General features: G+C 62.2%; 27 protein-coding genes and 1 tRNA gene. 10 read left to right on the forward strand and 18 right to left on the reverse strand.

Translation table 11 applies throughout. The annotated features are described in order from the left end of the window. Positions 1-185: 185 nt before the first annotated feature. Positions 186-896 carry a TetR/AcrR family transcriptional regulator gene (locus BMF35_RS00360; RefSeq protein WP_257786340.1) on the reverse strand — a complete coding sequence of 237 codons (711 nt, stop codon included), beginning with the start codon at positions 894-896 and terminating at the stop codon, positions 186-188. Here BMF35_RS00360 and BMF35_RS00365 point away from each other — a divergent pair. From BMF35_RS00365 to BMF35_RS00375, 3 genes are all read left to right on the forward strand, one after another. Continuing rightward, positions 862-1,392 carry a DUF892 family protein gene (locus BMF35_RS00365; RefSeq protein ID WP_047006212.1) on the forward strand — a complete coding sequence of 177 codons (531 nt, stop codon included), beginning with the start codon at positions 862-864 and terminating at the stop codon, positions 1,390-1,392. The genes BMF35_RS00360 and BMF35_RS00365 overlap by 35 nt on opposite strands. A 31-nt stretch (positions 1,393-1,423) precedes the next feature. Next, positions 1,424-2,098: a DUF2461 domain-containing protein gene (locus BMF35_RS00370; RefSeq protein WP_047006213.1), complete on the forward strand. Its 675-nt coding sequence runs from the start codon at positions 1,424-1,426 to the stop codon at positions 2,096-2,098. Positions 2,099-2,289: 191 nt separating this feature from the next. Further along, positions 2,290-2,547, forward strand: coding sequence for a hypothetical protein (locus BMF35_RS00375; protein ID WP_047006214.1), 258 nt, complete (start codon positions 2,290-2,292; stop codon positions 2,545-2,547). Between the two features lie 177 nt (positions 2,548-2,724). Here BMF35_RS00375 and BMF35_RS00380 read toward each other — a convergent pair. Then, positions 2,725-2,815: transfer RNA gene (locus BMF35_RS00380), tRNA-Ser, on the reverse strand. A gap of 152 nt (positions 2,816-2,967) precedes the next feature. Between BMF35_RS00380 and hspQ the strand changes: the two genes are divergently transcribed. Then, a complete protein-coding gene (hspQ, locus tag BMF35_RS00385) occupies positions 2,968-3,348 on the forward strand; it encodes a heat shock protein HspQ (protein ID WP_047006597.1) in 381 nt (126 codons plus the stop codon). Between the two features lie 55 nt (positions 3,349-3,403). After that, entirely contained in the window at positions 3,404-4,003 is a 600-nt protein-coding gene (locus BMF35_RS00390) for a hypothetical protein (RefSeq protein WP_047006215.1), read from the forward strand. Here the strand turns inward: BMF35_RS00390 and BMF35_RS00395 are convergent. After that, complete coding sequence (locus BMF35_RS00395) at positions 3,993-4,892, reverse strand: ABC transporter permease (protein WP_071961142.1); 900 nt, start codon at positions 4,890-4,892, stop codon at positions 3,993-3,995. The two genes, BMF35_RS00390 and BMF35_RS00395, sit on opposite strands and share 11 nt — an antisense overlap. 79 nt (positions 4,893-4,971) lie before the next feature. Between BMF35_RS00395 and BMF35_RS00400 the strand changes: the two genes are divergently transcribed. Further along, positions 4,972-5,658, forward strand: coding sequence for a GcrA family cell cycle regulator (locus BMF35_RS00400; RefSeq protein ID WP_047006599.1), 687 nt, complete (start codon positions 4,972-4,974; stop codon positions 5,656-5,658). A 131-nt stretch (positions 5,659-5,789) separates the two neighbouring features. Beyond that, entirely contained in the window at positions 5,790-6,308 is a 519-nt protein-coding gene (locus BMF35_RS00405) for a DUF1993 family protein (RefSeq protein ID WP_047006216.1), read from the forward strand. Positions 6,309-6,323: 15 nt separating this feature from the next. On the opposite strand, the gene BMF35_RS00410 is transcribed toward BMF35_RS00405, so the two are convergent. From BMF35_RS00410 to truB, 6 genes are all read right to left on the reverse strand, one after another. Next, complete coding sequence (locus tag BMF35_RS00410; protein WP_047006217.1) at positions 6,324-7,007, reverse strand: spermine/spermidine synthase domain-containing protein; 684 nt, start codon at positions 7,005-7,007, stop codon at positions 6,324-6,326. A gap of 5 nt (positions 7,008-7,012) precedes the next feature. Then, positions 7,013-7,918, reverse strand: a complete 906-nt coding sequence (gene rimK, locus BMF35_RS00415) for a 30S ribosomal protein S6--L-glutamate ligase (RefSeq protein ID WP_047006218.1) — start codon at positions 7,916-7,918, stop codon at positions 7,013-7,015. Positions 7,919-7,928: 10 nt separating this feature from the next. After that, on the reverse strand, positions 7,929-8,387 hold the full coding sequence (locus BMF35_RS00420; protein ID WP_047006219.1) for an ATP-dependent zinc protease family protein: 459 nt from the start codon (positions 8,385-8,387) through the stop codon (positions 7,929-7,931). 80 nt (positions 8,388-8,467) lie between these two features. After that, the gene (gene pnp / locus BMF35_RS00425) at positions 8,468-10,780 is read right to left on the reverse strand and encodes a polyribonucleotide nucleotidyltransferase (protein WP_047006220.1); all 2,313 of its coding nucleotides are present in this window, start codon (positions 10,778-10,780) and stop codon (positions 8,468-8,470) included. 258 nt (positions 10,781-11,038) lie between these two features. Continuing rightward, on the reverse strand, positions 11,039-11,308 hold the full coding sequence (gene rpsO, locus BMF35_RS00430) for a 30S ribosomal protein S15 (RefSeq protein ID WP_047006221.1): 270 nt from the start codon (positions 11,306-11,308) through the stop codon (positions 11,039-11,041). A 23-nt stretch (positions 11,309-11,331) separates the two neighbouring features. After that, positions 11,332-12,399, reverse strand: coding sequence for a tRNA pseudouridine(55) synthase TruB (gene truB / locus BMF35_RS00435; protein WP_047006222.1), 1,068 nt, complete (start codon positions 12,397-12,399; stop codon positions 11,332-11,334). 99 nt (positions 12,400-12,498) lie between these two features. On the opposite strand from truB, the gene BMF35_RS00440 reads away from it, so the two are divergent. The 3 genes from BMF35_RS00440 to BMF35_RS00450 all read left to right on the forward strand — a co-directional run bounded on the left by BMF35_RS00440 (position 12,499) and on the right by BMF35_RS00450 (position 16,465). After that, the gene (locus BMF35_RS00440; protein WP_047006223.1) at positions 12,499-14,178 is read left to right on the forward strand and encodes an AbgT family transporter; all 1,680 of its coding nucleotides are present in this window, start codon (positions 12,499-12,501) and stop codon (positions 14,176-14,178) included. Between the two features lie 20 nt (positions 14,179-14,198). Continuing rightward, on the forward strand, positions 14,199-15,791 hold the full coding sequence (locus BMF35_RS00445) for an AbgT family transporter (RefSeq protein ID WP_047006224.1): 1,593 nt from the start codon (positions 14,199-14,201) through the stop codon (positions 15,789-15,791). A gap of 179 nt (positions 15,792-15,970) precedes the next feature. After that, on the forward strand, positions 15,971-16,465 hold the full coding sequence (locus BMF35_RS00450; protein ID WP_052765992.1) for a flavodoxin family protein: 495 nt from the start codon (positions 15,971-15,973) through the stop codon (positions 16,463-16,465). Between the two features lie 104 nt (positions 16,466-16,569). Here BMF35_RS00450 and BMF35_RS00455 read toward each other — a convergent pair whose 3' ends face one another. The 9 genes from BMF35_RS00455 to pspF all read right to left on the reverse strand — a co-directional run bounded on the left by BMF35_RS00455 (position 16,570) and on the right by pspF (position 25,371). After that, entirely contained in the window at positions 16,570-17,148 is a 579-nt protein-coding gene (locus tag BMF35_RS00455) for a thymidine kinase (RefSeq protein WP_047006225.1), read from the reverse strand. Between the two features lie 126 nt (positions 17,149-17,274). Then, positions 17,275-17,667 (reverse strand): 30S ribosome-binding factor RbfA, encoded by a 393-nt coding sequence (gene rbfA, locus BMF35_RS00460; RefSeq protein ID WP_047006226.1) that lies wholly within the window; start codon positions 17,665-17,667, stop codon positions 17,275-17,277. Beyond that, positions 17,667-18,101 (reverse strand): PaaI family thioesterase, encoded by a 435-nt coding sequence (locus tag BMF35_RS00465; protein ID WP_047006227.1) that lies wholly within the window; start codon positions 18,099-18,101, stop codon positions 17,667-17,669. Before BMF35_RS00465 ends, rbfA begins: the two co-directional genes overlap by 1 nt. A 44-nt stretch (positions 18,102-18,145) precedes the next feature. Further along, positions 18,146-20,656, reverse strand: coding sequence for a translation initiation factor IF-2 (gene infB, locus BMF35_RS00470; protein ID WP_047006228.1), 2,511 nt, complete (start codon positions 20,654-20,656; stop codon positions 18,146-18,148). A gap of 55 nt (positions 20,657-20,711) precedes the next feature. Continuing rightward, positions 20,712-21,422 (reverse strand): DUF448 domain-containing protein, encoded by a 711-nt coding sequence (locus tag BMF35_RS00475; protein ID WP_047006229.1) that lies wholly within the window; start codon positions 21,420-21,422, stop codon positions 20,712-20,714. Next, a complete protein-coding gene (gene nusA / locus BMF35_RS00480) occupies positions 21,403-23,076 on the reverse strand; it encodes a transcription termination factor NusA (protein ID WP_047006230.1) in 1,674 nt (557 codons plus the stop codon). The genes BMF35_RS00475 and nusA overlap by 20 nt, the downstream gene beginning before the upstream one ends. After that, positions 23,076-23,636: a ribosome maturation protein RimP gene (rimP, locus tag BMF35_RS00485; protein WP_047006231.1), complete on the reverse strand. Its 561-nt coding sequence runs from the start codon at positions 23,634-23,636 to the stop codon at positions 23,076-23,078. Before rimP ends, nusA begins: the two co-directional genes overlap by 1 nt. 166 nt (positions 23,637-23,802) lie before the next feature. Beyond that, entirely contained in the window at positions 23,803-24,237 is a 435-nt protein-coding gene (locus BMF35_RS00490; protein WP_156172066.1) for a hypothetical protein, read from the reverse strand. A 111-nt stretch (positions 24,238-24,348) separates the two neighbouring features. After that, positions 24,349-25,371 carry a phage shock protein operon transcriptional activator gene (pspF, locus tag BMF35_RS00495; RefSeq protein ID WP_047006233.1) on the reverse strand — a complete coding sequence of 341 codons (1,023 nt, stop codon included), beginning with the start codon at positions 25,369-25,371 and terminating at the stop codon, positions 24,349-24,351. Between the last annotated feature and the right edge of the window lie 141 nt (positions 25,372-25,512).

Below are 25,512 nucleotides of genomic sequence, written 5' to 3' on the forward strand. Positions count from 1 at the left end.
AGAATAGACCGGAGCTAGGTGCATTTAACAGATTGTATCGCCCCTGAGTTTTGCCGCACCCTGAACTTCACGACCCCACCGAAGGAACGGCGTCGAAACCAAGCAAACGCGATTGCCGACACTGGCGATTTAGAACGCTCGACAAGCCCGATACGATCGCGCTCCATCTCCGGCGAAAATGGCCGTCACTCCTTGCGCAACAATTTTGTCATCAGAGCGACGTAACTGTCGCGGTCGGTCCCTGACAGGTTTGACGCGTGCAGTTCGGTCGCATTCTGGACAAGGCTGGACGTCAGGGAGATGCTGAGCAAGGGACCTACGATCACCTGCTCCATCTCGCGCGGTGTCAGGTCACGAAACGTCCCATCGGCTATCGCGTCGGCGTAGATAGAGACCAATGCTGACCGAAACCTGACGATGACCTTTTCATGAAAACCGCGGGCAATTTCCGGAACATCACGGCCCGCCTGCGCAAGCACGGTCAGTAATCGCCCCATCGAACCACTCAGGATTGCGTCATGCGCATAGCCGAATGCTTCAAGAAGACGATGTTCAGCCGGTGTCTCCCGGTCCATTGCCAGTCTTTCGAGAGCCGATAGCGCGTCACCGGTATCCACGGTGAGAGCCTGCACCAGCATGTCCTCTTTCGATGTGAAGTGGTGATAGAGACTGGCTTTGGAAATTTCCGCTCTGCGCGCGACCTCCGACATGGACGCGCCGGCATAGCCCCGTTCCATGAATACCCTCAGCGCGCATTGTGCGACCTGACGCCTGCGTAAAGTCTGTTCTTCCACTAGCTTCCCATACAGCGGCAGCCGAGCCGTAAGCAAATCGGGAACCGCCCGACCGATCGGTAGGTTATTGGCGCTGAGGCAGATTAGAAAGGACAACGACATCAATATCACCAACGTGCACGAGCTCTACATCCACGGCATTCAGGACATGCGCACGGGCTGTCAGAAAACCTTCGATGGCGTGGAAGCACTGCGCGATGGCGCGACCGATCCCGACATTCGGCAAATGACGGAAGGCGGTCTCAATTCCATGCGGCAGGCAATGGATATGTTCGACGAAATTCTCGGACGACATGGAGCCGAGAAGGTCGAGACCGGCAACAAGGCGCTCAAGTCGCTGGGCGAAGAGGCGAGCGAGTGGGTTTCCGGCGACTATGCGAATGCGGCGTTGAAGGATCTGGCGATCATTGAAAAGACGCGGAATATCGCTGCATATCCCGATGCCGGCTTCGAAGCATTCGCCAACCAGGCGGACGCCCTCGGTTATGATGAAGATGCGAAGGCTTTGCGCGGTCAATACGGCCCTTCAATGAGCAGGGAGGAGCGCGATAAAAAGATGGCTGAGGTCGAGCAGCGCCTGCTGCAGGAAGCGATTTAGCCCTAGCTTAAATGATATCAGGGGACCGGATATGGCGGACCATGGCTTTACGCAGAAAAGCTTCGATTTCTCCGACGACTTGGCCGACAACAACCACAAGGAGTGGTTTCACGGGCACCAAGAGACGTTCGAGGAATATGTCGAGCAGCCGTTCTTGGAATTGCTTAGCGAACTCAGCAAGCGATTGTCCGACAGCCCGGTCCCCTTGCGCGGCAGCGCTGAAACCATGTTCCGGATGAACCGGGATGTGCGCTTCACAAAGGACAAATCGCCCTACAAAACGAGCATTTCCGCTGTGCTGACGCCTTCAGGCACGAAGCAGGAGAATGGCGGGCTGCTCTATGTGCAAATGGGCCGCGACGGCGGCTTTTGCGGGGCCGGTTGGTATAAACTCGATGCCGGCGAGCTAAAGCCGTTCCGCAAGGCGATGGTAAAGGACGCGGAAGCGTTTGACGACGTGCTTGCCGGGCTCGAGAAGGCCGACAGGTCGCTTACCAGCGAGGAGAGCCTAACCGCCATGCCGCGTGGCTTCGAGGAGCATTCCGAACATCGTCATGCCGATCATCTTAAGCTGAAATCGCTACTCGTTTCCGAAGACCTGCCGAAAACCGCGTTCAATCGCGGCGAGTCGATCGACCGGATCGCGGACCTCGCTTCGGACGCGATGCCGTTCCTAAAATGGGGCCGCGAAACTCAGACACGGTAACGCGTTATCGTCCCTGTCGATTGGCGATTACAGTCGATGGCTAAGAGAACATGCGGACCTTCGACATCGAGAGCCGCCTGATGGGCGGAAATTCAAGTCCAGTTTCCAAGGTCCAGCTTTACGGGACCGGGCGTGCACCATAGTTCGTCGGGCATGACGGTCGGACTGCCGACCCCGGTACCGACGAGACGATGATCGAACAGGTTCGTCGTCTCCGGGCATGGTTGGCTGATCGCGAAGCAGATTGCCTAGCCATTTCGCAGCTCGCAGCCGAAAACGGCATCATCACATCGTTCGTCACGCACGCGGCTTGGCTGGCCTCCCAGTCGACGCGGACTGTGGAAGCACTCTTCGCCAGAATCCAGGCTGCTCTCCTCACGAGCGACCGGCTGGGACGAAGCAACGTTCCCACCAGCTGGTCGGATCAGCGAGAACTTTTTAACTTCTAAGGCAGGAAAGCGCTGTAAAAGCCGGGGCCCGCCGAGAAGGTGAGAAGTGGGAGCCTTCTAAATTGCGCCCGATCGCGCTTAGATCCCATTCTATCCACCAGCGACATAACGTCTCGATAGCTAAGAGCCGGGGAAGAACATCGAACTGTCGACGCTTCTTTTGAAAGCTTTGGCAATTGGCGGAGAGGGAGGGATTCGAACCCTCGGAACCCCAGAAGGGCTCAACGGTTTTCGAGACCGCCCCGTTCGACCACTCCGGCACCTCTCCGCAAGACAGGTATCCATCGGACCTGAGGTCGATTGGGAAGCGCGGCAGTTAGCGAAGCGCCTTGCCCTTGCCAAGGGGGTTTCGCGCGAAAAATGGGGGACGAGCGGGCCGCGCGCCTTGTCGGCGCTGCAACGCACCATATATTTGCAATTATGGATCGTTCGGAATTTTACTCTTCGCAAGCCGGTCGGCGCATCGATGTGCCCCGGCGATCGCGCGCGCTCTTCGCCATCGGCGACGTGGTCAAACACCGGAAATACGATTTCCGCGGCGTCGTGTTCGATATCGATCCGGTCTATGCCAATTCGGAAGAGTGGTACGACCAGATCCCCGAAGACCAGCGCCCGCGCCGCGACCAGCCGTTCTACCACCTTCTCGCCGAGAATGACGAAAGCTCTTACGTTGCCTATGTCAGCCAGCAGAACCTGCTGATCGACAAGGATGGCGAGCCGATCGACCATCCGCAGGTGAATCAGCTGTTCGAGGATTTTCGCAAGGGCCGCTACATCCTGCGCCGCAGCCTGACGCATTGAGCTGAAGCGTTCACCGCTGAACTTTCTCGCAATGGTTTGGTGATAAACCGACGCCATGAGCCAATGGCGCACGCCTTATAACGATCCGCTGGAAATCGCCTTGCAGCGCGAATTGCATCGCGGTGAGCAGGTCTTGTGGAAAGGCCGCGCCATACCGCGCACCAAATGGATGGATTTCGGCATCTATCTGTTCGCCGTTCCATGGACAGCGTTCGCTCTTTTCTGGACAGCGATGGCCTTCGCCGGAGTGGACGGCATGACCGAGGAAGGTGGGTGGCTCGGCTATGCCTTTCCGCTGTTCGGCGTGCCTTTCATCCTGGTCGGACTGGGCATGCTGGCAGCGCCTTTCCTGCCGCTATACACTGCCCGAAACACTGTGTTTGCCGTTACCGACAAGCGGATGATCGAACTCAGGCTTGGCCGCCGGCTGACCACCAAGTCGGCGGACGGCAAAAATGCCACCGATCTGCATCGGATCGAAAGCCGCGATGGCAGCGGCACACTGATGGTCAGAGTCGGCTCCCATCGGGGGTCAGACGGCGATCACCAGATCGACCGTTTCGTGATCGGCGATATCGAAAGCGTGATGCAGGCAGAGGACGCCGTGCGCGAAATGCGGGAGCGGCTGCAGCGCATCCCGGCCCTCAGCTCTTGATCTTCCAGCCGCTTTTCAGCACGCGGTAGACGATCACGCCCAGCACCAGGTTCAACACGCCCACGCCGATGGCCGCGCTCACCACGTCGGCATTGGTGTTTCCGATATCGCTTTCGCCGAGGAAGCCGAAGCGGAAGCCGGAGATCATGTAAAAGAACGGGTTTGCCATGCTGATCGCCTGGAAAAAGGGCGAAAGGTTGGAAATGACGTAAAACGTGCCCGATAGCAGGCTGAGCGGCGCGACGACGAAATTGGTAATGGCGGCATTGTGATCGAACTTTTCCGCCCACACACTGGTCAGCAGGCCCGCCAGCGCCAGCATGGCAGACCCCATCAGCCCGAACCACACGATCGCCCAGGGATGCGCCGCCTGCAATTCGACACCGGGATAGAGCCACATGGCCAGTGCCACCGCCCCGCCCACCATCACGGCGCGCGTGATCGCCGCCATCACGATCCCGATCATCAGTTCCGCTTCTGAAAGCGGCGGCATCAGCAGGTCGATTATGGTGCCTTGCAGCTTGCCCGACAGCAGGCTGAAGCTCGAATTGGCGAATGCATTCTGCATCATGCCCATCATGATGAGGCCCGGCGCAACGAAAGTGCCGAACGGAACGCCCAGCACTTCGCGCCCCGAGCGCCCCAGCGCCACGGTGAAGATTACCAGAAACAGCAGCGTCGTGACCGCCGGTGCCCAGACTGTTTGCGTCTGCACCTTGAGGAAGCGGCGGATTTCCTTAATATAGAGGCTCCACAGCCCGATCCGGTTGATGCCGGTGATCTGGGGCTCTCCCTTCGGCGCGAACTTGCGACCGGAATTGCTGCCGGTGTCGACAAACTCGGGCGTGTTCGCGCTCGTGGAAGCGGCAGCAGGTGCTTGATCGGCCATGGGGGCGCGACTATCTGGACACTGCCTGCTTGGCAAGGTGTCGGGCGAGCATGAACACGAACGGGATTTTGCGCGCAATATGAGCTGGACCGAAGATCGCATCGCCACCCTCACGAAGATGTGGGAGGGCGGCAGCACCGCGAGCGAGATTGCCACCGAACTGGGCGGTGTTTCGCGCAATGCGGTGATCGGCAAGGCGCACCGCCTCGGCCTCAAGGCGCGCCCCAGCCCGGTCAAGGCCGGAGAGAAGAAGAATAAAGCCGCGCCGAAGAAAAAGGCCGCGGTGAAGGCACCTGCGGCGAAGTCTGCGCCGAAGAAGAAAGCGGCTACGCCGGTCGCGGCGCCGAAGCCTGCTCCGGCGCCAGCCGAGGCCAGGCCTGCCGCACCGCAGGCGAACAGCCAGCCGCTGCCGAACAAGCAGGACGACTTGCCCAAGATCGTCTCCTACGGTCCCGGCGGCTTCCTGCGACAGGGCCCGGGCGACCAGCAGGCACCGATCCCGCCGGCGCCGCCGCGTCGACTGGTGCCGGCAAAGCCCAGCCCCGATATTGCCGACAAAACCAGCCTTCTCGATCTCAATGACCGCGTCTGCCGCTGGCCGATGGGGCATCCGGGAGAACCTGACTTCCATTTCTGCGGCGAGAAGGTGAACCCCGGCTTCCCCTATTGCGTGGAGCATTGCGGCAGGGCCTATCAGGCACAGCTGCCGCGCGGTGCGCGCCGTCCCCCTCCCCCGCTACCGTTTGGCGGACCACGGGTTCGCTAACACGATTGCCATGATTGGCCCGCCATCCATCCCGGATCGGCGGGCTTTTCGTATGCGCTTACCTTGCCAGCATGCCCTTTCGCTGCCAGCACCATCAGCAACTAATTTTTCTTAATCGGAGCCACGCCTTTATGTCCTTTTCCCTCTACGAAGCCGTGATTCCGACACAGATCCAGATGCTACAGGCGGCGCAGGCCTGGATCGAGAAAGCCAAGGAATCCAGCCATTCCGAAAGCGAAATCGTGGAAGCGCGGTTGACGGACGACATGCTGCCTTTCGCGTTCCAAATTAAAAGCCTCGTCAGCCATTCGGTCGGTGCGGTGGAAGGTGTGCGAAAAGGCGTGTTCTCGCCCGATCTGGAACCCGCCGCGACCGAGCTGGAGAAGATGCGCCTCAATCTCGGGGCGGCGGAAAACACGCTGCGTGCCCTCTCGAAAGGGGAGGTCGACAGCTTTATCGGCAATGACATGCTGTTCGTGTTCGAACAGCGCGACATCCGGTTACCGTTCAAGGCAGAGGATTTCCTGCTAAGCTTCAGCCAGCCGAACTTCTTCTTCCATGCAACGACGGCTTATGCGCTGTTGCGGGCGAAGGGCCTCGGCATCGGCAAGGCGGACTTTACCGGCAAGCTGCGCATCCAGCGCGGATAGGCACCTACAGCCCTGCTACCGCGTCCGCATTGCGAACCAGATGGTGTGACGCGGACCCTTATTGTTGGGCCGGGCACGCACGGTTTCCACGCGCACATCCATGCCGCTGTCTTTCAGCCGCCGGGTGAACTTGTGATCGTCCGCCGCAGACCATATTGCCAGCACGCCGCCGGGGTTAAGAGCATCGCGCATCCGGGCGATGCCGGTGCGGGTGTAAAGCCTCTCATTTCCATCGCGCACAATGCCATCGGGGCCGTTGTCGACATCCATCAGGATGGCATCGAAGCGCGGCGTCGTGCCGTCGACCGCATCGTCCACCAGCGCCGCGACATCGGCCAGCACGATTTCCCCGCGCGGATCGGAAAGGCTTTCGCCTGTAAGATGCGCAAGCGGACCTTTCGCCCAATCGAGTATCTCGGGCACCACCTCGGCGACCACAACCTTTCCGGCTTCCGGCAGGGCGGAGAGTGTTGCGCGATAGGTAAAGCCCATTCCATACCCGCCGATCAGCACGCGCGGCGCCGCGGCGGTCACGCGCTCCAGCGTCAGCACGGCCAGCTGCTCTTCGCTGAACTGCATGCGCGTGCCCATCAGCTCGTCACGGCCCAGCATGATGATGAAATCGCGCCCGTGGCTGACGAGCGTCAGTGTGTCGCCGCCGGGTATTTGGGCGGTCGCTATCTCTTCACGGGGCAGCATCCGGGTCAACCCTGACCGCGTGTCTTCGTCTTACCCGGTCTTGCGTGAGCGACGACGAAATCGATTATGAGGCCGGCCACATCCTTTTCCGTCGCCTTCTCGATCCCTTCGAGACCTGGCGAGGAATTGACCTCCATGATGACCGGCCCGTGATTGGACCGGAGCATATCCACGCCGCAGACATTCAGGCCCATATGCTTGGCCGCTCGCACGGCGGTGGAGCGTTCTTCCGGCGTGATCTTGATGACCTGCGCGCTGCCGCCGCGGTGAAGGTTGGAGCGGAAATCGTCCGCCGCGCCTGTGCGTTTCATGGCGGCGACGACCTTGCCGCCCACCACCAGCGCACGGATATCGGTGCCGCCCGCTTCCTTGATGAATTCCTGCACCAGGATGTTCACATTCGCGCCGCGGAACGCCTCGATGACGGACTTCGCGCCGCTCATCGTCTCGGCCAGCACCACGCCGATGCCCTGCGTGCCTTCCAGCAGTTTGATGACGACCGGCGGACCGTTCACGGCCTTAATGATCTCCTCGGCCTGCTTGGGATCGTTGGCATAGGCTGTCAGCGGCAGGCCGAGACCATATTTCGACATGATCTGCATGGAGCGCAGCTTGTCGCGGCTGCGCCCGATGGCGACGCTTTCGTTCAGCGGCCATACGCCCGCCATCTCGAACTGGCGCAGCACGGCAAGGCCGTAATTGGTGATCGACGCGCCGATGCGGGGGATCACTGCGTCATAGCCTGAAATCGTCTCGCCATTGTAAGTGATCGTCGGCCGATGGCTGGCGATATTCACCGTACAGCGGGTGGTATTGAGAATGTCGAGCGTATGACCGCGCTCCTCGGCCGCCTCCACCAGCCGCTTGTGCGAATAGAGGTTCGGATTGCGGGCAAGCATCGCGATTTTCATGGGGCAACTTTCATGGTTTGTGGCCTTCGACCGGGCGCACGCCCTTCGACTGGAGCCAGGAATGGCCGGAGTCGACGACGAAGCGCCGCCTGAGGGCAGAACGCCCGATCAGCATCGGAAACTTCATCGCGGACCTGTCAGCAAGAGAGAATTCGGCACGAAACTGCACATCACCGATCCTCAGGGGCGTCTTCACGACATAGCGTTTCTGCGTCTCGCCATTGGAACTGGTGATACCCCGCAAGTCGACATGCACCGCCTCGCAAATCTGGCGCACATGCGGGCGTTCGAAATCAACGGCGAAGCGCACGAACCGCTCTCCGTCACGTTCGAACTCTTCCAGCACTTCGGCATGGAGCGATGATGTGCGCGCACCGGTATCGATCTTGGCCGGCAAGCGGCTGAGGCCGAGATCGGGAAGATCGACATATTCGCGCCACCCAACGGCGAGCTCGGGGATTTTGACCATGTCCCGCCATGCACCGCGTCTGCGCAAATGAAAAGGGCCGCGATCGCTCGCGGCCCTTTCCGGTGTTCAATTTAGAAGGATCAATCGTCCTTCAGGAAGGCGGGCATGTGGTCGTCGCCACCGCCTTTGTTCCCGCCATTGTCGCCGCCGCCATCGCGGTCACGACGCGGGCCGCGTCCACCACGGTCGCCGCCACGGCCACCGCCGCCGCCACGCGGGCCACGACGATCGCCGCCGCGGCCGCCGCCGCCTTCACGCTTTTCACGCGGTGGGCGGGTGTCTTCCAGCTCTTCGCCGGTTTCCTGATCGACGACGCGCATCGACAGGCGGACCTTGCCGCGCTGGTCAATCTCGAGAACCTTGACCTTCACGTCCTGCCCTTCAGACACAACGTCGGTCGGCTTCTCGACACGCTCGTTCTTCATTTCGGACACGTGGACGAGACCGTCCTTGCCGCCCATGAAGTTCACGAAAGCGCCGAAGTCCACGATGTTGACGACCTTGCCGTTGTAGATCTTGCCGACTTCGGCCTCTTCCACAATGCCTTCGATCCATGCCTTCGCGGCAGCGATCTCGTCTGCATTGGAAGAGCTGATCTTGATCGTGCCTTCATCGTCGATATCGACCTTGGCGCCGGTTTCGGCCACGATCTCGCGGATCACCTTGCCGCCCGTGCCGATTACGTCGCGGATCTTCGACTTGTCGATCTGCATCGTCTCGATGCGCGGAGCGTGCTTGGACACTTCACCGCGAGCACCCGAAAGCGCCTTGGTCATTTCACCAAGGATATGCGCGCGGCCGGCCTTGGCCTGCTCCAGCGCGGTTTCCATGATTTCCTTGGTGATACCGGCCACCTTGATGTCCATCTGGAGCGAGGTGATACCTTTCTCCGATCCGGCCACCTTGAAGTCCATGTCGCCAAGGTGATCTTCATCACCCAGGATGTCGGACAGCACGGTGAAATCGTCGCCTTCGAGGATCAGGCCCATGGCGATGCCGGACACCGGACGCTCGATCGGAACGCCTGCATCCATCATCGACAGACAGCCGCCGCAAACAGTCGCCATCGAGCTCGAGCCGTTGGACTCGGTGATGTCGGACAGGATGCGGATGGTGTAAGGGAAATCCTCATGGGTCGGCAGCACGGGGTGCAGCGCGCGCCATGCAAGCTTGCCATGGCCCGTCTCGCGACGGCTGGTGAAACCGAAGCGGCCCACTTCGCCGACCGAATAGGGCGGGAAGTTATAGTGCAGCATGAAGTGGTTGTAGGAGAGGCCTTCCAACCCGTCGATCATCTGCTCGGCATCCTTGGTGCCCAGCGTGGTAGTGCAGATTGCCTGCGTTTCACCGCGCGTGAACAGGGCCGAACCATGCGTGCGGGGCAGCAGGCCAACCATCGCCTCGATCGGGCGGACCTGGTCGGTCTTGCGGCCGTCGATGCGCTGGCCGTCCTTCAGGATCGCTTTGCGCACGATGTCGCTTTCCAGCTTCTTCACCAGCTTCAGGCGGCCCATATATTCCGCCGGATCGCTCTCGGAGAGATCGGCGTAGTGGTCTCGCGCCTTTTCACGGGCTGCGTTCACCGCATCCTGACGGGCCGACTTGTCGGTGATCTTGTAGGCTGCAGCCAGATCGTCACCGATCACGCCGCGCAGTTCCTCGAGCGTGGCGGACTTGTCTTCCACCTTGTCGAGTTCCCACGGGTCCTTGGCGGCCTGTTCGGCAAGCTCGATGATCGCACCGATGACCTTGCGGCTTTCCTCATGCGCGAACATGACAGCGCCAAGCATTTCCTCTTCGGTCAGTTCCTTGGCTTCGGATTCGACCATCATCACGGCGTCGTTCGTCGCCGCGACGACCAGGTCCAGGCGGCCTTCGTCGAAGATCGTGTTGACGCTGGGGTTCAGCACATAGTCGCCGTCGACAAAGCCGACGCGCGCTGCGCCGATCGGGCCCATGAACGGCAGGCCGGAAATGGTCAGCGCAGCAGAGGCTGCAATCATGGCGACGATGTCTGGCTCGGTCTCGCCGTCATAGGAGAGAACCTGCGCGATCACGTTGATCTCGTTGTAGAAACCTTCCGGGAAGAGCGGACGCACAGGGCGATCCATCAGGCGGGAGGTCAGCGTTTCCTTCTCCGTCGCGCGGCCTTCGCGCTTGAAGAAGCCGCCGGGGATACGGCCCGCGGCGGAGAATTTTTCCTGGTAGTGAACGGTCAGCGGGAAGAAATCCTGCCCTTCCTTCACACTCTTCGCGGCGGTCACGGCGCACAGCACCACGGTTTCGCCATAGGTTGCCAGAACGGCGCCGTCTGCCTGACGGGCGATCTGGCCGGTTTCGAGGGTGAGGGTCTTTCCGCCCCACTCGATCGATACGGTTTTCTTGTCGAACATAGTTTTCCTTCATGACCCGCGTGCCACATTGCAGCGCGGGGCCTACATTGTCCGGGTGAGCCGGCCCGGTCCGGTACGGAGCCCAGATTGGCCCCAAGGCGATGCCCGTCGAATTACGAGCGTCATCCTCAATTTCGTCATCCCGGACTTGATCCGGGATCCATTTTCCAACTGCGCTGCTTGCGAGATGGATCCTGAAACAAGTCCAGGATGACGCAAAACGTAAACGGCCCGCCAGTGGCGGGCCGAACGTTCACGTCATTTACGAAGACCCAGCTTCTGGATCAGGGCGTTGTAACGCTCCAAATCCTTCTTCTTCAGATAGGCCAGCAAGCTGCGACGCTTGTTGACCATCTTGAGCAGGCCACGACGCGAATGGTTATCCTTGTGGTGGTCCTTGAAGTGCTCGGTCAGGTTGCGGATACGCTCGGTGAGGATGGCGACCTGAACTTCCGGAGAACCGGTGTCGCCCTTGCCTACAGCGTTGTCCTTGATGATTTCAGTCTTGCGTTCGGCAGCTACCGACATTGTATTTCCTTCGCAGTATCGTGTTAGACGTTGAACCCCCGAACGACTTTCATCGTGCCCCCTTCGAGTTCCACCAGCGCTACCGGAACATCGCCCAGCTTCGCAAAGTACAGCCCGTCGGGATGGGGCAATCCGGAAACGACCCGGCCTTGTCTGGCCGCCTGCGCACTTTCCGGATCGAGAGAGAGGGCCGGGATACCGTCCAGCCCTGCCTCCAGCGGCAGGATATAGTCTTGAAGCGCTGCGCCCTTACCGATTTCGTTGAGATTGTCTAGCGAAATCGCCTGTTCCTGCGTGAACGGGCCAGCCTTGATGCGGCGCAGATAGATAACGTGCCCCAGCGTGCCAAGGGCATGCGCGATATCCCGTGCTAGAGAGCGGATATATGTGCCCTTGCTGACATGAGCGACGAGCGTCGCGGTGTCCGCCAATTCCAGTGGTGCCTGCGGGTCGTAAGGGTCGGGGCGACCTGCGGTGGTCTGGAAGGCGCTGTCCACGGACTGAAAGTCCGTTCGTGCTGAGCCGGTGGCGCGATGCGCCGTCTTCGACTCCGAAGTACGATCTTCATCAGCCCCGCTATTTCGCCCTTCGACAAGCTCAGGACGAACGGGGTGAAGCTCACGCACAGTCACCCGCCGCGTTTTCAGCTCGACCTCTTCCCCGGCCCGCGCCAGGTCATAGGCCCGCTTGCCGTCCACCTTCAGCGCGGAATATTTCGGCGGGACCTGGTCGATCTCGCCCGTGAAGTGTTCGCAGATCGCGGCAATGGCAGCACGCGGCGGGCGGCGGTCGCTGCGTGCCACGACATCGCCTTCTGCATCCAGCGTGTCTGTCTCCTCGCCGAACTGGATGGTGAACTCGTACACCTTGTCGCTGTCCAGCATGCGGCTCGACAATTTCGTCGCTTCGCCCAGCGCGATGGGCAGAACGCCTTCTGCTGCGGGGTCCAGCGTGCCGCCATGGCCCACTTTAACTTTCGGATAGCCGCCTTCGCGCAGATTGCGTTTCACGGCCGCCACCGCTTGCGTCGAGCCGAGGCCCACGGGCTTGTCCAGAATGATCCACCCGTGCGGCGGCGTATGGTCCGTCATGACAGGCAAGATGGGGATGGGTTCACCAAGGGTAAAGACCCGCTTCGTTTAGCATGCTACGCGCAACGAAAGTCAGATTTGGGACCAGGGGTTTTGTAAATGAGCGATGCAAACGCCAGCGCCGGCACTGCCGCACCGCAAAAGGGCTTTCTCGGCTGGGTAGAGCGGACCGGCAACAGGCTGCCCGATCCGGTGTTCATCTTCTTCTATCTCATCATCGCGCTGGTCGCGATCTCGGTCATCAGCGAGCTTGCCGGGCTTTCCGCGCAGCACCCCACGACCATCGATGAGACGACGGGCGAGGCTTCCGTCATCCAGGCGGCAAGCCTGCTCTCGCCTGAGAACATCCAGCGCCTGTGGGTGCAGATGCCCACGACCTTCACCCACTTCCATCCGCTGGGTTATGTGCTGGTGGTGATGCTGGGCGCAGGCGTTGCGGAACGGTCCGGCTTTTTTGCCGCCGGCATGTCTGCTGCGGTGCGCAAGGCGCCGACCATACTGCTGACCCCGGTGGTGGCGCTGGTCGCCATGCTCGGCAACCATGCGGCGGATGCAGGCTATGTCGTGCTGATCCCGCTGGCGGGCATCCTGTTCGCTGCTGCCGGTCGCCATCCGCTGGCCGGGATTGCCGCAGCGTTTGCCGGTGTCTCGGGCGGCTTCTCTGCCAATATCTCTCCCGGCCAGCTCGACGCGCTGCTGTTCGGCATCACCGAAGAGGCAGTGCAGGCCAGCTCGCTGGACCCGGCCTTCACCACCAATATCGCAGGCAACTGGTATTTCATCGCCGTGATGACGTTCATCTACCTGCCAATCATCTGGTACGTGACCGACAGGGTTATCGAACCGCGTCTTGGCGCGTGGAAAGGCGGCGCAGCGGCAACAGGCGGCGATGTGGAGCTGGCCGAAGGCTCCAGCCCCGATCCGGAAGAACATACCGGCCCGAAAGCTGCAAAGGGCCTGCGCTGGGCGGGCCTTGCCGCGCTCGGCGTAGTGGCCCTGTGGGCGCTAATGGTGTTTGCGCCCGGTACGCCGCTGATCGACGAGCAGGCCTGCCTAACGGAAACCGGCGCGAGAGTGGTCGATTGCTCGATCCATACCGAGCTCGATCCGTTCTACCGCTCGCTCGTCGCGGCTTTCTTCATCCTCTTCCTTGCCACCGGCTGGGCCTATGGCAAGGCGGCGGGTACCATCAACAATCACCGCGACCTGGTGAACATGATGGCGGAAAGCATGAAGGATATGGGCTATTACCTCGTCCTCGCCTTCGCTGCGGCGCATTTCGTGGAGATGTTCGAGTGGTCGAACCTCGGCCTGATCTCCGCCGTGCATGGTGCCGACGCGATCCGCTCCACCGGCCTGCCGCTACCGCTTGTGATCGGTCTGATGGTGCTGTTTGCCGCGCTGCTCAACCTCTTCATCGGTTCGGCGAGCGCCAAATGGGCATTGCTCGCTCCCATCCTCGTGCCGATGCTGATGCTGCTGGGCATCAGCCCCGAAGGCGCGACGGCTGCCTACCGCGTGGGCGACAGTGCGACCAACATCATCACCCCGCTGATGGTGTATTTCCCACTGATCCTCGTCTTCGCGCAGCGCTGGAAGAAGGATTTCGGCCTCGGTAGCCTCACCGCGATGATGATTCCCTACTCGATCTGGCTGCTGGTTTCCGGCGTTATCTTGATCGTGGCGTGGTTCTATCTCGGCATCCCGCTGGGGCCGGATGCGCCGGTCGAATATGTGCTACCCGATGCCGGGACTGCGATCGCTCCGGCGATGCAGTAAGGCGCAGCGGAGAGGGCGGAATGGCGGCAGGCAGCGCGCCGGCAGCGACACAATCCGGCTTCCTCGGCTGGATAGAGCGTACGGGCAACCGCTTGCCCGATCCGGTGCTGCTGTTCGTCTATTTCATCGCGGTGTTGATTGCGCTGTCGGTGGTCGCCAGCCTTGCCGGATGGTCCGCCGCGCATCCGGCGGAGATCGATCCCGACACCGGCACCTTCCGCATCGTCACGGTCGAGAGCCTGCTGAGCGAAGCCAACCTTCGCCAGCTTTTCACATCGGTCCCCGAAACGTTCACCCACTTCGCGCCGCTCGGCATGGTGCTGACCGTGATGCTGGGCGCCGGCGTGGCGGAGCGCTCCGGCCTGTTCACAGCCGCCATGCAGGCGAGCGTCGCGCGCGCATCGCGCTTCTGGCTGACGCCCAGCGTGGCGCTCGCCTGCATGATGGCCAACCACGCAGCCGATGCCGCTTTCGTCGTGATGATCCCGCTGGCGGGCATCATCTACCATGCCGCCGGACGCCATCCGCTGGTGGGCATTGGCGTCGCTTTTGCCAGCGTTTCGGGCGCGTTCAGCGCCAACCTGCTGCCTGGCCAGCTCGATGCGCTGCTGCTGGGCATTACCGAGGAAGCGGTGCAAACCGTGTTCGGCGCCTACACGGTCAATATTGCGGGCAATTGGTACTTCATCGCCGCGATGACGCTGGCTTACCTGCCGGTGATCTGGTTCGTGACCGACCGCGTGGTGGAGCCGCGCCTTGGCCGGTACGATGCTGCCACCGCCAGCGCGGCAGCGGATGATGACGATGTCGGCAAGCCGCTGTCGCCGGGCGAAAAGCGCGGCCTGCGCAATGCCGGGCTGGTGGCGCTGGCGCTGGTCGCGCTGTGGGCGTTCCTCGTGCTCGGGCCGATACAGCCGCTGGTCGATCCCGATGCCCCACCAGCCGGTCGCCTGACGCCATTCTACCAGAGCCTGCTGCCCTTCTTCCTCCTCATCTTCCTGCTGCCCGGTTACGCCTTCGGCCGCGCGGCGGGCACGATCGGCGGGCATCGCGACTTGATCGCGATGATGAGCGAGGCGATGAAGGACATGGCCTATTACCTCGTGCTGACATTCGTGGCGGCGCATTTCGTAGCGATGTTCGCATGGTCGAACATGGGCATCGTGCTGGCGGTGGACGGGGCCGATGCGCTGAAAGCCAGCGGCCTGCCGATGTGGGCCATGCTGGTCGCCATCGTGCTGTTCGGCGCGGCGCTGAACCTGCTGGTCGGCTCGGCATCGGCCAAATGGGCGGTGATGGCACCGGTCCTGGTGCCCATGCTGATGCTGGTGGGCGTATCGCCGGAAATGACGACCGCCGCCTACCGCGTGGGCGACAGCGCGACCAACATCATCACGCCGCTGATGGTCTACTTCCCGCTCGTGCTGATCTTCTGCCAGCGCTGGGTGAAGGAGTTCGGGCTCGGTAGCCTGACCGCGCTAATGATGCCGTATTTCTTCGGTATCATGACCGCCGGGCTGGCGATCACGATCACCTGGGTGGTGTTCGACCTGCCGCTGGGGCCGGGCGTCAATGTGTTCCTCGATGCCTTGCCCGCGGCGGCGCAAAGTTGACAAAGCTGACATCGTGACGATCCGCCTTTTCCTTCTCTGAGGCGTGGAAACGCTTGGGTCTTGCCACTCGCGGCGAAGTTGACACTTTGCCGGAGAAAAACAGCCAATATGCTAAGGATGGGAAAGAGCTGGCGCGACCATGGTGGCGTGCCCGGCTTGTAGGAAAGGACGAAGCCTTCGTGCCTAAGACACTCGCCATCATCTGGTACAGCGCGACGGGTGGCAGCCGCCAGCTGGCGGAGGCCGCGCGTGACGGCGCGCTGGATGCCGGCGGTGTGGATGTGCGGTTTCTGCCCGCGCTGAAAGCGGAGGCGGACGATGTGCTGGCGGCGGATGGCTACATCTTCGTTTGCCCTGAAAACCTCGCGGCGATTGCAGGCGGGATGAAGCTGTTTTTCGACCGCACCTATTATCCCTTGCTGGGCCGCATCGAGGGGCGACCCTATGCGGCGATGATCTGCGCCGGATCGGATGGCACGAACGCGCAGAAGCAGCTTGAGCGGATCGCGACCGGCTGGCGGCTGAAACGCGTGGCGGACACCAGAATCGTCAATGTCGATGCGCAGACGCCGGAGGCGATCATGGCGGAGAAAACTATCGGCGAGGATGCGCTGGCGAAGGCGCGCGAGATGGGCGCGATGCTGGCTGCGGGACTTGAGGTTGGGGTGTTTTAATCATCGTCGGCCCGGACTTGATCCGGGCCCGGGCTTCTTTTGCTTCACCGCGTCCAGCCATAGAAAGCCTTGGCCCGGATCAAGTCCGGGCCGACGTAAGAAACCTACCGATACAGCCCCAACTCCTCCGCAAAATGCCGCCGACACAGCGCGACATAGCGTTCATTCCCGCCGATCTCGGTTTGCCTGCCCTCGCCCACAGCCTCGCCGCTTTCGGTAACGCGCAAGTTCATCGTCGCCTTTCGCCCGCAATGGCAGACCGCTTTCAGCTCCACCAGCGCATCGGCAATGCCCAGCAGCACTGCCGAGCCGGGGAAGAGATCTCCTCGAAAATCGGTGCGCAGGCCGTAGCACAGCACCGGGATATTCTCGGCATCGGCCAGCCGCGCGCATTGCCATGCCTGCGCGGCGGTGAGGAATTGCGCTTCGTCCAGCAGCACGCAGGCAGGCTTGCCGCCTTCGCGCTGCATGACGGCGGTGTGGATATTGGTGCCGGGCGTATAGCGGTGCGCGTCCGCTTCCAGCCCGATACGGCTGGCGATGGCGGCATCGGCGCGCGTGTCGATCGCGGCGGTCCACAGCATGGTGTCCATGCCGCGCTCGCGATAATTGAAATCCGCCTGCAGCAGCGTGGTCGATTTGCCCGCATTCATGCTGGCATAGTAGAAATAGAGTTTGGCCATGAGGCCCCTTCCCGACCCGTCATGCTGAACTTGTTTCAGCATCCATCCACCAGCCCGCGACCAAATCGCAGGTGGAGAAATGGACCCTGAAAGAAGTTCAGGGTGACGGCAATTTGGGAGGTCGGGTTATTCCCCGTCCAGATCGCGCCGCACTTTGGGATCATCCAGCAACTGGTCGATCCGGCTTGCTTCGTCGAAACTCTCGTCGCTGCGAAATTGCAACTTCGGCGCGAATTTGAGGCCGAGGCGCTGGGCGACTTCACGCTGGAAAAAAGCAGTGTTGGTTCGCAGAGCCTTGACGATCACATCCTCGTCCTCACCCAGCAGCGGCTTCACATAGACCTTCGCATTGCGCAGGTCGGGTGACATGCGAACTTCCGTGACAGAGATGTTGGAGGCGCGCAGCGTATCGTCATGCGCCTCGCCCCGGGCCAGCAATTCTGACAGGATATGGCGCACGCGCTCACCCACTTTCAGCAGGCGGACGGACTGGTCTTCGGGTTTGGAGTGGCGAGCCATCAGGCTGCACCCGTGTTCTTGGGCACGCTGGCAGACGGCCATTCGGTCGCCATCGCGGTGGCGGTGGCACGCGCGCACAGCTTGCCGTCATTATCGAACATTTCCGCCTCAACGAAGGAAATGCGCCGACCGGCCTTCACCGGGCGCGCTTTCACGGTCAGCGGCTTCATCGCGACGGGGCGTAGCAGCGACAGATTGATGTCGAGCGAGAGTTGCAGCTTGCCGCCCGTGCCCAGATAGACCGCCGCGCCCATCGCCTCGTCCATGAAGCCTGCAATCAGCCCGCCCTGCACGCAGCCGCGCATGTTCGCGAAGCTCTCCGGCGGGGTGAACGCCATCTCCACAGTCTTCGTGTCCTCATCCATGGAGACGAAAGTCGCGCCCATCAGCTTTGCCGAGGGCCATTGGAGGACGGGGGCGGATTGGTCGGTCATGGTCACAAACTCCTCCCCTCCCGCGAGCGGGAGGGGAGCCTAGATCAAAGCGTGCGCTCTTCCTCGTTCACCTCGAACACTTCAAGCTGGTCGCCCGGCTTGATGTCGTTGGTGTCCTCAAGGACCACACCGCATTCCAGACCCGCGCGGACCTCGTCCACATCGTCCTTGAAGCGGCGCAGCGAAGCGATGGTGGTGGCCGACACGATAACGTCTTCGCGGGTGAGGCGAGCGTGCAGACCCTTGCGGATAACGCCTTCCTCCACCAGCAGACCGGCCGCCTTGTCCTTCTTGCCTGACTTGAACACCTCTTTCACCTCGGCGCGGCCGACCACGTTCTCGACCTTGAGCGGGCCAAGCTCGCCCAGCAGTTCCTTCGTGATCTCGTCGGTCAGGTGATAGATCACATCGTGATACATCATCCGCACGCCGTCGCGCTTCACCAGGTCGCGAGCCTTGGCATTGGGGCGCACGTTGAAGCCGATGATCGGCGCCTTGCTCGCCGCCGCCAGTGTCACGTCGCTTTCCGTGATGGCACCCACGCCCGCATGCAGGATGCGAACCTTGATGTCGTCATTGGAAAGATTGTGCAGCGCGGAGTTGATCGCTTCCACAGAGCCCTGAACGTCGGCCTTCACCACAACAGGATATTCGATCACCTTGGCGGTGTTGAACATCGTATCGAAGCTGGTCGGCGCCAGCGCAGTGCGCTTTTCGGTCGCCTTTTCCTGACGGTATTGGGCGACTTCACGGGCGCGCTGTTCGTTTTCGACAACGGTCAGCTTCTCGCCAGCTGACGGTACGCCGCCTAGGCCAAGGACTTCCACCGGCACCGATGGCCCGGCTTCCTTCACCTGCTTGCCCTGGTCGTTCACCAGTGCGCGCACGCGGCCGCTTTCGGTGCCCACCACGAAGGTATCGCCGCGCTTCAGCGTGCCGCGATTGATCAGCACGGTGGCGACGGGGCCGCGGCCCTTGTCGAGCTGTGCTTCCACCACGGTCGCCTCGGCATCGCGGTCCGGCCGCGCCTTCAGCTCCAGCAATTCCGCCTGCAGGTGGATTTTCTCGATCAGTTCGTCGAGCCCCGCGCCGGTCTTGGCGGAGACTTCCGCATCCAGCACATCGCCCGACATCTCTTCCACGATCACCTCGTGTTCCAGCAGGCGGGTGCGGACGTTGTTGGCGTCGGCCTCAGGCTTGTCGATCTTGTTGATCGCCACGATCAGCGGGACATTGGCCGATTTGGCGTGATTGATAGCCTCGATCGTCTGCGGCATGATGCCATCGTCGGCAGCCACCACCAGCACCACGATATCGGTGACATTGGCACCGCGCGCGCGCATTTCGGTGAAGGCGGCGTGGCCCGGCGTATCGAGGAAGGTAATCTTCGACTTGTCCTTCGCGGTCACTTGGTAGGCGCCGATATGCTGGGTGATGCCGCCCGCTTCGCCGCGCGTCACATTGGTCTTGCGCAGCGCATCGAGCAGGCTGGTCTTGCCGTGATCGACATGGCCCATGACTGCCACGACCGGCGGACGCGGTTTTTGCGTCTCTGCGGGATCGTCGTCCTCGGTCGATACGATATCGACATCGGCTTCGGACACCTTCTGGATCTTATGGCCGAACTGCTCGACCAGCAGCTCTGCCGTGTCCTGGTCGATCGTCTGGTTGACGGTGACGGGCATGTCCAGATTGAACAGCTCCTTCACCAGGTCGGCGCCCTTTTCGCCCATGCGCTTTGCCAGTTCGCCAACCGTGATGGCTTCGGGCACGACCACGTCGCGAACCTGCTTTTCGCGCGGCTGGCTGGAGCCGCCGCCCTGTGCGCGGCGCTCTTTCTCGCGCGCACGCTTGAGCGCGGCGAGGCTGCGGGCACGGCGGCCCTCATCCTCGTTCAGCGCCTTGTTGACCGTCAGCTTGCCGCGACGCTTGTCGCCGCCACGCTCGGGCCGCGAAGGCTTCTTCTCTTCCTTCTTCTTTTCCGGACGCTTGATTTCCGGACGGGCGACAGGCGTGAACTTGCGCGCGGCAGGGCGCGACGGCGTATCGTCGGCAGCAGCGCCTTCGGGCGGCGCTTCATCGGCACCCTGCTCGGTTTCCGCCGCAGCCTTGGCGTCGGCTTCCGCCTGCTTTTCGGCTTCTTCCCTCGCCTTGGCGTTATCCTCGGCGCGCTTCTTCTCGTCCTCGGCAGCCTTCTTGGCCTGCTCTTCCTCGCGCTTGCGCGCTTCCTCTGCCTGGCGCAGCCGGTCTTCCTCTGCCTCGCGCTGGAGACGAGCGACCTTTTCCTGCGGGGTTTCGCCCGCAGGGGCGGCCTTCTTGGCAGGCGCAGGCTTGGCCTTCGGCTCCTCTGCAGCGGGCGGAGGAGGCGGAGGCGGAGGGGGCGGAGGCGGCGGCGCTTCGCCCGGCTTCACGAGCTTGCGACGACGCTTCACCTCGACCGCGACCTTGTTCGTGCGGCCATGGCTGAAGGTCTGCTTGACCTCCCCACCATCGACCGAACGCTTCAGGCCAAGCGGCTTGCGGGTGCGCTTCGGAGTGTCGTTTTCTTCGCTCATATGCTCGTACTAATCCTTCAAAATCAAACAGTCACGCAAGGCCTTGTCGGCTGCGCTATTCGCCAGCCGGCGGGCTTAGTGACGGAGCCGCTTCACCGGCCCCCAAATACATCTGCAAGCGCGCCAGCGGGACCGATACCCGCTGCGCCGATTTCGCATCGGCGAGCGCCAGGTGGACGACATTTTCGCGGCCCAATGCCACAGACAGGGCCTGCCGGTCCAGTGGCAGGGTCTCGCCGTGGCGTCCGGACCCTTCCTCATCCAGCCCGACGCGCCAGGCCTGGTCCAGCTTTCGCCGCCCGTCCTCTTTCGCATCGGCTGCATGATAAAGCGCCGCCACCTTGCCCATGCGGGCATCGTTGGCGATCCTGTCAGACCCCAAGATAAGGCGTCCGCTGCGCATTTCGAGACCCAGCCTGTCCAGCAACGCCTTTTCCAGCGCACCGGCAAGGCGAACAGGCAAATCGGCGGGTATTGCAAGCGCGCCGGTCTTGAAGGCGCGGGATAGCGCGCCTTTCAGCCTGCCGCTGGCAATCGCGTCCTCCAGCTCCTGCCGCGACACGCCGATCCACGCACCGCGACCCGGCGCCTTGGCATTGGCATCGGGCAGCACATCGCCATCGGGAGAGACGGCCAGGCGTACTAGTTCGTCCCTCGCCGCATTACGGCCGGTGAGCACACAGCGCCGCTCGCTCCCCGCATCGCGCGGGGAGGCAGCGCCCTCGGTTTCAGGCGAACCTAATGGGTCATGTGGAGGATTCCGCATCGGCGGCCTCCTCTGCTTGGGACTCGGAAGTATCGGCAGCAGGCGCTGCCTCTTCTTCGTCCTCGAACCAGTGCGCGCGGGCGGCCATGATGATCTCGTTGCCCTGCTCTTCGCTCAGGCCGAAGGCGCCAAGAACGCCGCCCTTGTCCTGCTCGCGCTGCGGGCGACGCACGGGCGGTCCGCCAGCGGCATCGTTATTGCGGCGACGCGGTGCTTCGCGCTTCTTGGCGATCAGCTCGTCCGTGGCGAGATCGGCCAGATCGTCCAGTTCCTTGATGCCGGCCTTGCCCAGCACGACGAGCATCTGCTCGGTCAGATGCGGGATATCGGCCAGCGCATCTTCCACGCCAAGCTCGCGGCGCTGTTCGCGGAAAGCGGCTTCCTGCCGTTCCAGCGCTTCCTGCGCGCGGCTCTGCAATTCCTCTGCCAGCTCCTCGTCGAACCCTTCGATCGTGGCGAGTTCTTCCAGCTGCACATAGGCGACTTCTTCCAGCTCTGCGAAGCCTTCGGCCACCAGCAGCTGCGAGAGCGTCTCGTCCACGTCCAGTTCGTCTTCGAACATTTTTGAGCGCATGGCGAATTCCGCGCTGCGCTTTTCCGAGGCTTCTTCCTCGGTCATGATGTCGATCTGGCTGTCGGTCAGCTGGCTGGCGAGGCGCACATTCTGGCCGCGGCGACCGATGGCGAGCGACAGCTGGTCATCGGGCACGACGACTTCGATGCGGCTTTCATCCTCGTCCAGCACCACGCGCGATACGGTGGCGGGCTGGAGCGCATTGACGATGAAGGTGGCCGTATCTTCCGACCACGGAATGATGTCGATCTTCTCGCCCTGCAATTCCTGCACCACGGCCTGCACGCGGCTGCCCTTCATGCCGACGCAGGCGCCGACGGGATCGATACTGGAATCGTGGCTGATGACGCCGATTTTGGCGCGGCTGCCCGGATCGCGCGCAGCGGCCTTGATCTCGATGATGCCGTCGTAAATCTCCGGCACTTCCTGCGCGAACAGCTTGCGCATGAAATCGGGATGCGCGCGGCTGAGGAAGATCTGCGGGCCGCGATTGTTGCGCTCCACCTTGCTGATGAGAGCACGCACACGCTCGCCCACACGGGCAGCTTCGCGCGGGATCTGCTGGTCGCGGCGGATCACACCTTCGGCACGGCCCAGATTGACGATCACATGGCCGAATTCGACCGACTTGATCACGCCGGTGATGACTTCGCCCGCGCGGTCCTTGAATTCCTCGAACTGGCGCTCACGCTCTGCATCGCGGACCTTCTGGAAGATCACCTGCTTGGCGCTCTGCGCGTCGATGCGGCCAAGGTCGTCCATGGCGGGCAGCGGGTCGACGATGAAATCGCCTACCTTGCTGCCGGGCTCCAGCTTTTCGGCCTGCGCCAGGTCGACCTGCTTGAAATAGTCTTCGACGTCCTCGACCACTTCGACAACGCGCCACAGGCGCAGGTCGCCGGTCTGCGGGTCCAGCTTGGCACGGATATCGTTTTCCTGGCCGAAACGCGCACGCGCGGCCTTCTGGATCGCTTCTTCGAGGGCTTCGATCACGATGCCCTTGTCGATCATCTTTTCCGATGCGACCGCAGTGGCGATTGCAAGCAGTTCTGCCTTATTGGCGGAAATGGGACTGGCCATCAGTCGTTGACCTCTTCTTCCTGTTCGAGTTCTTCAATATCTTCGACGCCCGATAGATCGAGCGGCTGTGTAGCAGCAATCAGCCTGTCCGTCAGGATCAGCTGCGCCGAGTGGACCTTGGAAAGCGGCACGGCAATCCTGCCGGCCTGCTTGTCCTCAATGGTGACGATATCGCCTTCGATGCCGACCAGTTCGCCGGTCAGCTGGCGGTGCCCGTCAACTTTCTCGATGAGCGAAATCTTCGCCTCGTGCCCTGCCCAATTGGCGTAATCCTTGGCGCGGGTCAGCGGACGGTCGATGCCGGGGCTGCTGACTTCGAGGTTGTAGGCCCCTTCCACCAGTTCGACGCCTTCTTCCTCCAGCGCATCCACGCGGTCGGAAATGGCGCGCGACAGCTGGGCGCATTGCTCGACGACCAGCTGCCCGGTTTGCGGGTCTTCGGCCATTACCTGCAAGGTGCGCTCGTCGCCCGAACCCGTCATCTTCACGCGCACGAGTTCGAAGCCGAGCGCTTCGGCCTCGGGTTCGATCACTTGTGTCAGGCGCGCAATATCGGCCATCGGGTCTCCGTTATATGCAGACATCCTCGTGACAAAAGCGGCTCGGTGCCGGCCCCTCGCGGCGCCAGCGCTACTGTGTCACGACAATGTCGGGATGGATGGCCAGATAGGCGGCATGCGCGGCTTTGGCAAGCCCTATTGCCGCAATGTTGACGGGGAGCGCGGACTAATTGCGCCGGGCGCCGCGACCGCGGGAAATTGTCCCGCTGGGGGTTGCCGCCTCTTCTGCCTCTCGCGCGGTTTCGCTGCGCATATCGTCGAGCGCGCTGCTGCCCCAGCCGCCGGCATCGTCGAGATAGAGGTCCGCCACCGGATCGCCGAAGGAGCCGACGACATAGTCGTCTTCCGCAGCGGCCATCGGCACGGGATCGAACAATGCATCGGAGCTGGCGTCTGCAGCATCGGTTTCGGCCGTCACGGCCAGACTGTCCGGGCGATCGGCATCGCTGCCGCCAATGCCGCCCAGCAGGAAGAACAGCACCACGATGATCGCGACGATGAAGATCACACCGTTGATCACCGCCGCACGCTTGTCGACACGCGCTGTAGGGCGGCGGATCGAGGAGGCCGGTTCGGCGAGAAGGACGGGTGTCTTGGGCATAGGCTTATTGGTCCGGACCAGCATTGAGCCGATCACGGACAAACCATTTATGACTGCGATTGGTAAACAGACCCTTAGCGCGCGGTCCATTATGAACCTTCTTGCGAGCGGTTAGCCGTCCGACAATCCGTGCTTCTTTATGCAGTGGCGCAGCTGGTCGTAGCTGAGGCCAAGCGCCTTGGCGGTCTGGCGCTGGTTCCAGCGATTGGCGGCGAGCGCGTGCTCGACGATGGCTTTCTCGTGGTCGTCGACCGCAGCGCGCAGGTCGTCGACCTTCTCAAGGCGCGGGGTGATGGTCGGGGTAGCGCCATTGGCGGCAGGAGCAGCCTCCTTGGCGGGCGTGGCGGTGGAAAGCGGCTTCCACGGCGACTCGAACGGGTCGAACACAACCTCACCGATGGGCTGTTCCCAGCTGTCCCAGCGATAGACGGCGCGCTCCACCACATTGCGCAATTCGCGCACATTGCCGGGCCAGGGATGATTTTCCAGCTGGCTGGATACGGCGTCGGCGAAGCCCGGCCATTCGTCCCACCTGAGCTCTGCGGCCATGCGCCGACCGAAATAGTCGGCCAGCACTTCGATATCGCCTTCGCGCACGCGCAAGGGCGGCAAGGTGATGACTTCGAAACTGAGCCGGTCGAGCAGATCCGGGCGGAAGGTCCCTTCCTGCGCGCGGCGCGGCAGGTCTTCATTGGTGGCGGCAACGATGCGCACATCGACCTTGGTCGCGCGGCTCGATCCGATGCGAGTCACCTCGCCATACTCGACTGCGCGCAGCAGCCTTTCCTGCGCGCCCATGGAAAGCGTACCCAGTTCGTCGAGAAATAACGTGCCCCGGTCGGCTTCCTCAAACCTGCCTTCCCGCGCTCTGGTAGCGCCTGTGAACGCACCCTGTTCGTGGCCGAACAATTCGGCTTCGATCAGCGTTTCGGGCAGCGCCGCGCAGTTCATGGTGACCAGCGGCTCTTCCCAGCGATCGGACAGGCGGTGAAGGCGCTCGGCAATCAGTTCCTTGCCGGTGCCGCGCTCTCCGATCACCAATACGGGGCGCGCCATGGGGGCAGCACGGCTCGCCCGCTCCACCGCGTCGAGGAAGGCGCCGGACTGGCCGATAAACTGGTTTTCCCGATCCATGGCCGAGATATAGTGAAATTTCCCAATGCTTGGCAATAGGCGCCAATCGCCTTTTCCGGAAAGGAGTCAAAATCCGCAGATTTCTGCGCCTCGCGCAGTTTGGCACGCTTCCTGCAATTCATCGGACAGAAAGGGAATTGG

Origin of the sequence: Aurantiacibacter gangjinensis (genome assembly GCF_001886695.1) — a bacterium.
Taxonomy (GTDB): Bacteria; Pseudomonadota; Alphaproteobacteria; order Sphingomonadales; family Sphingomonadaceae; genus Alteraurantiacibacter; species Alteraurantiacibacter gangjinensis.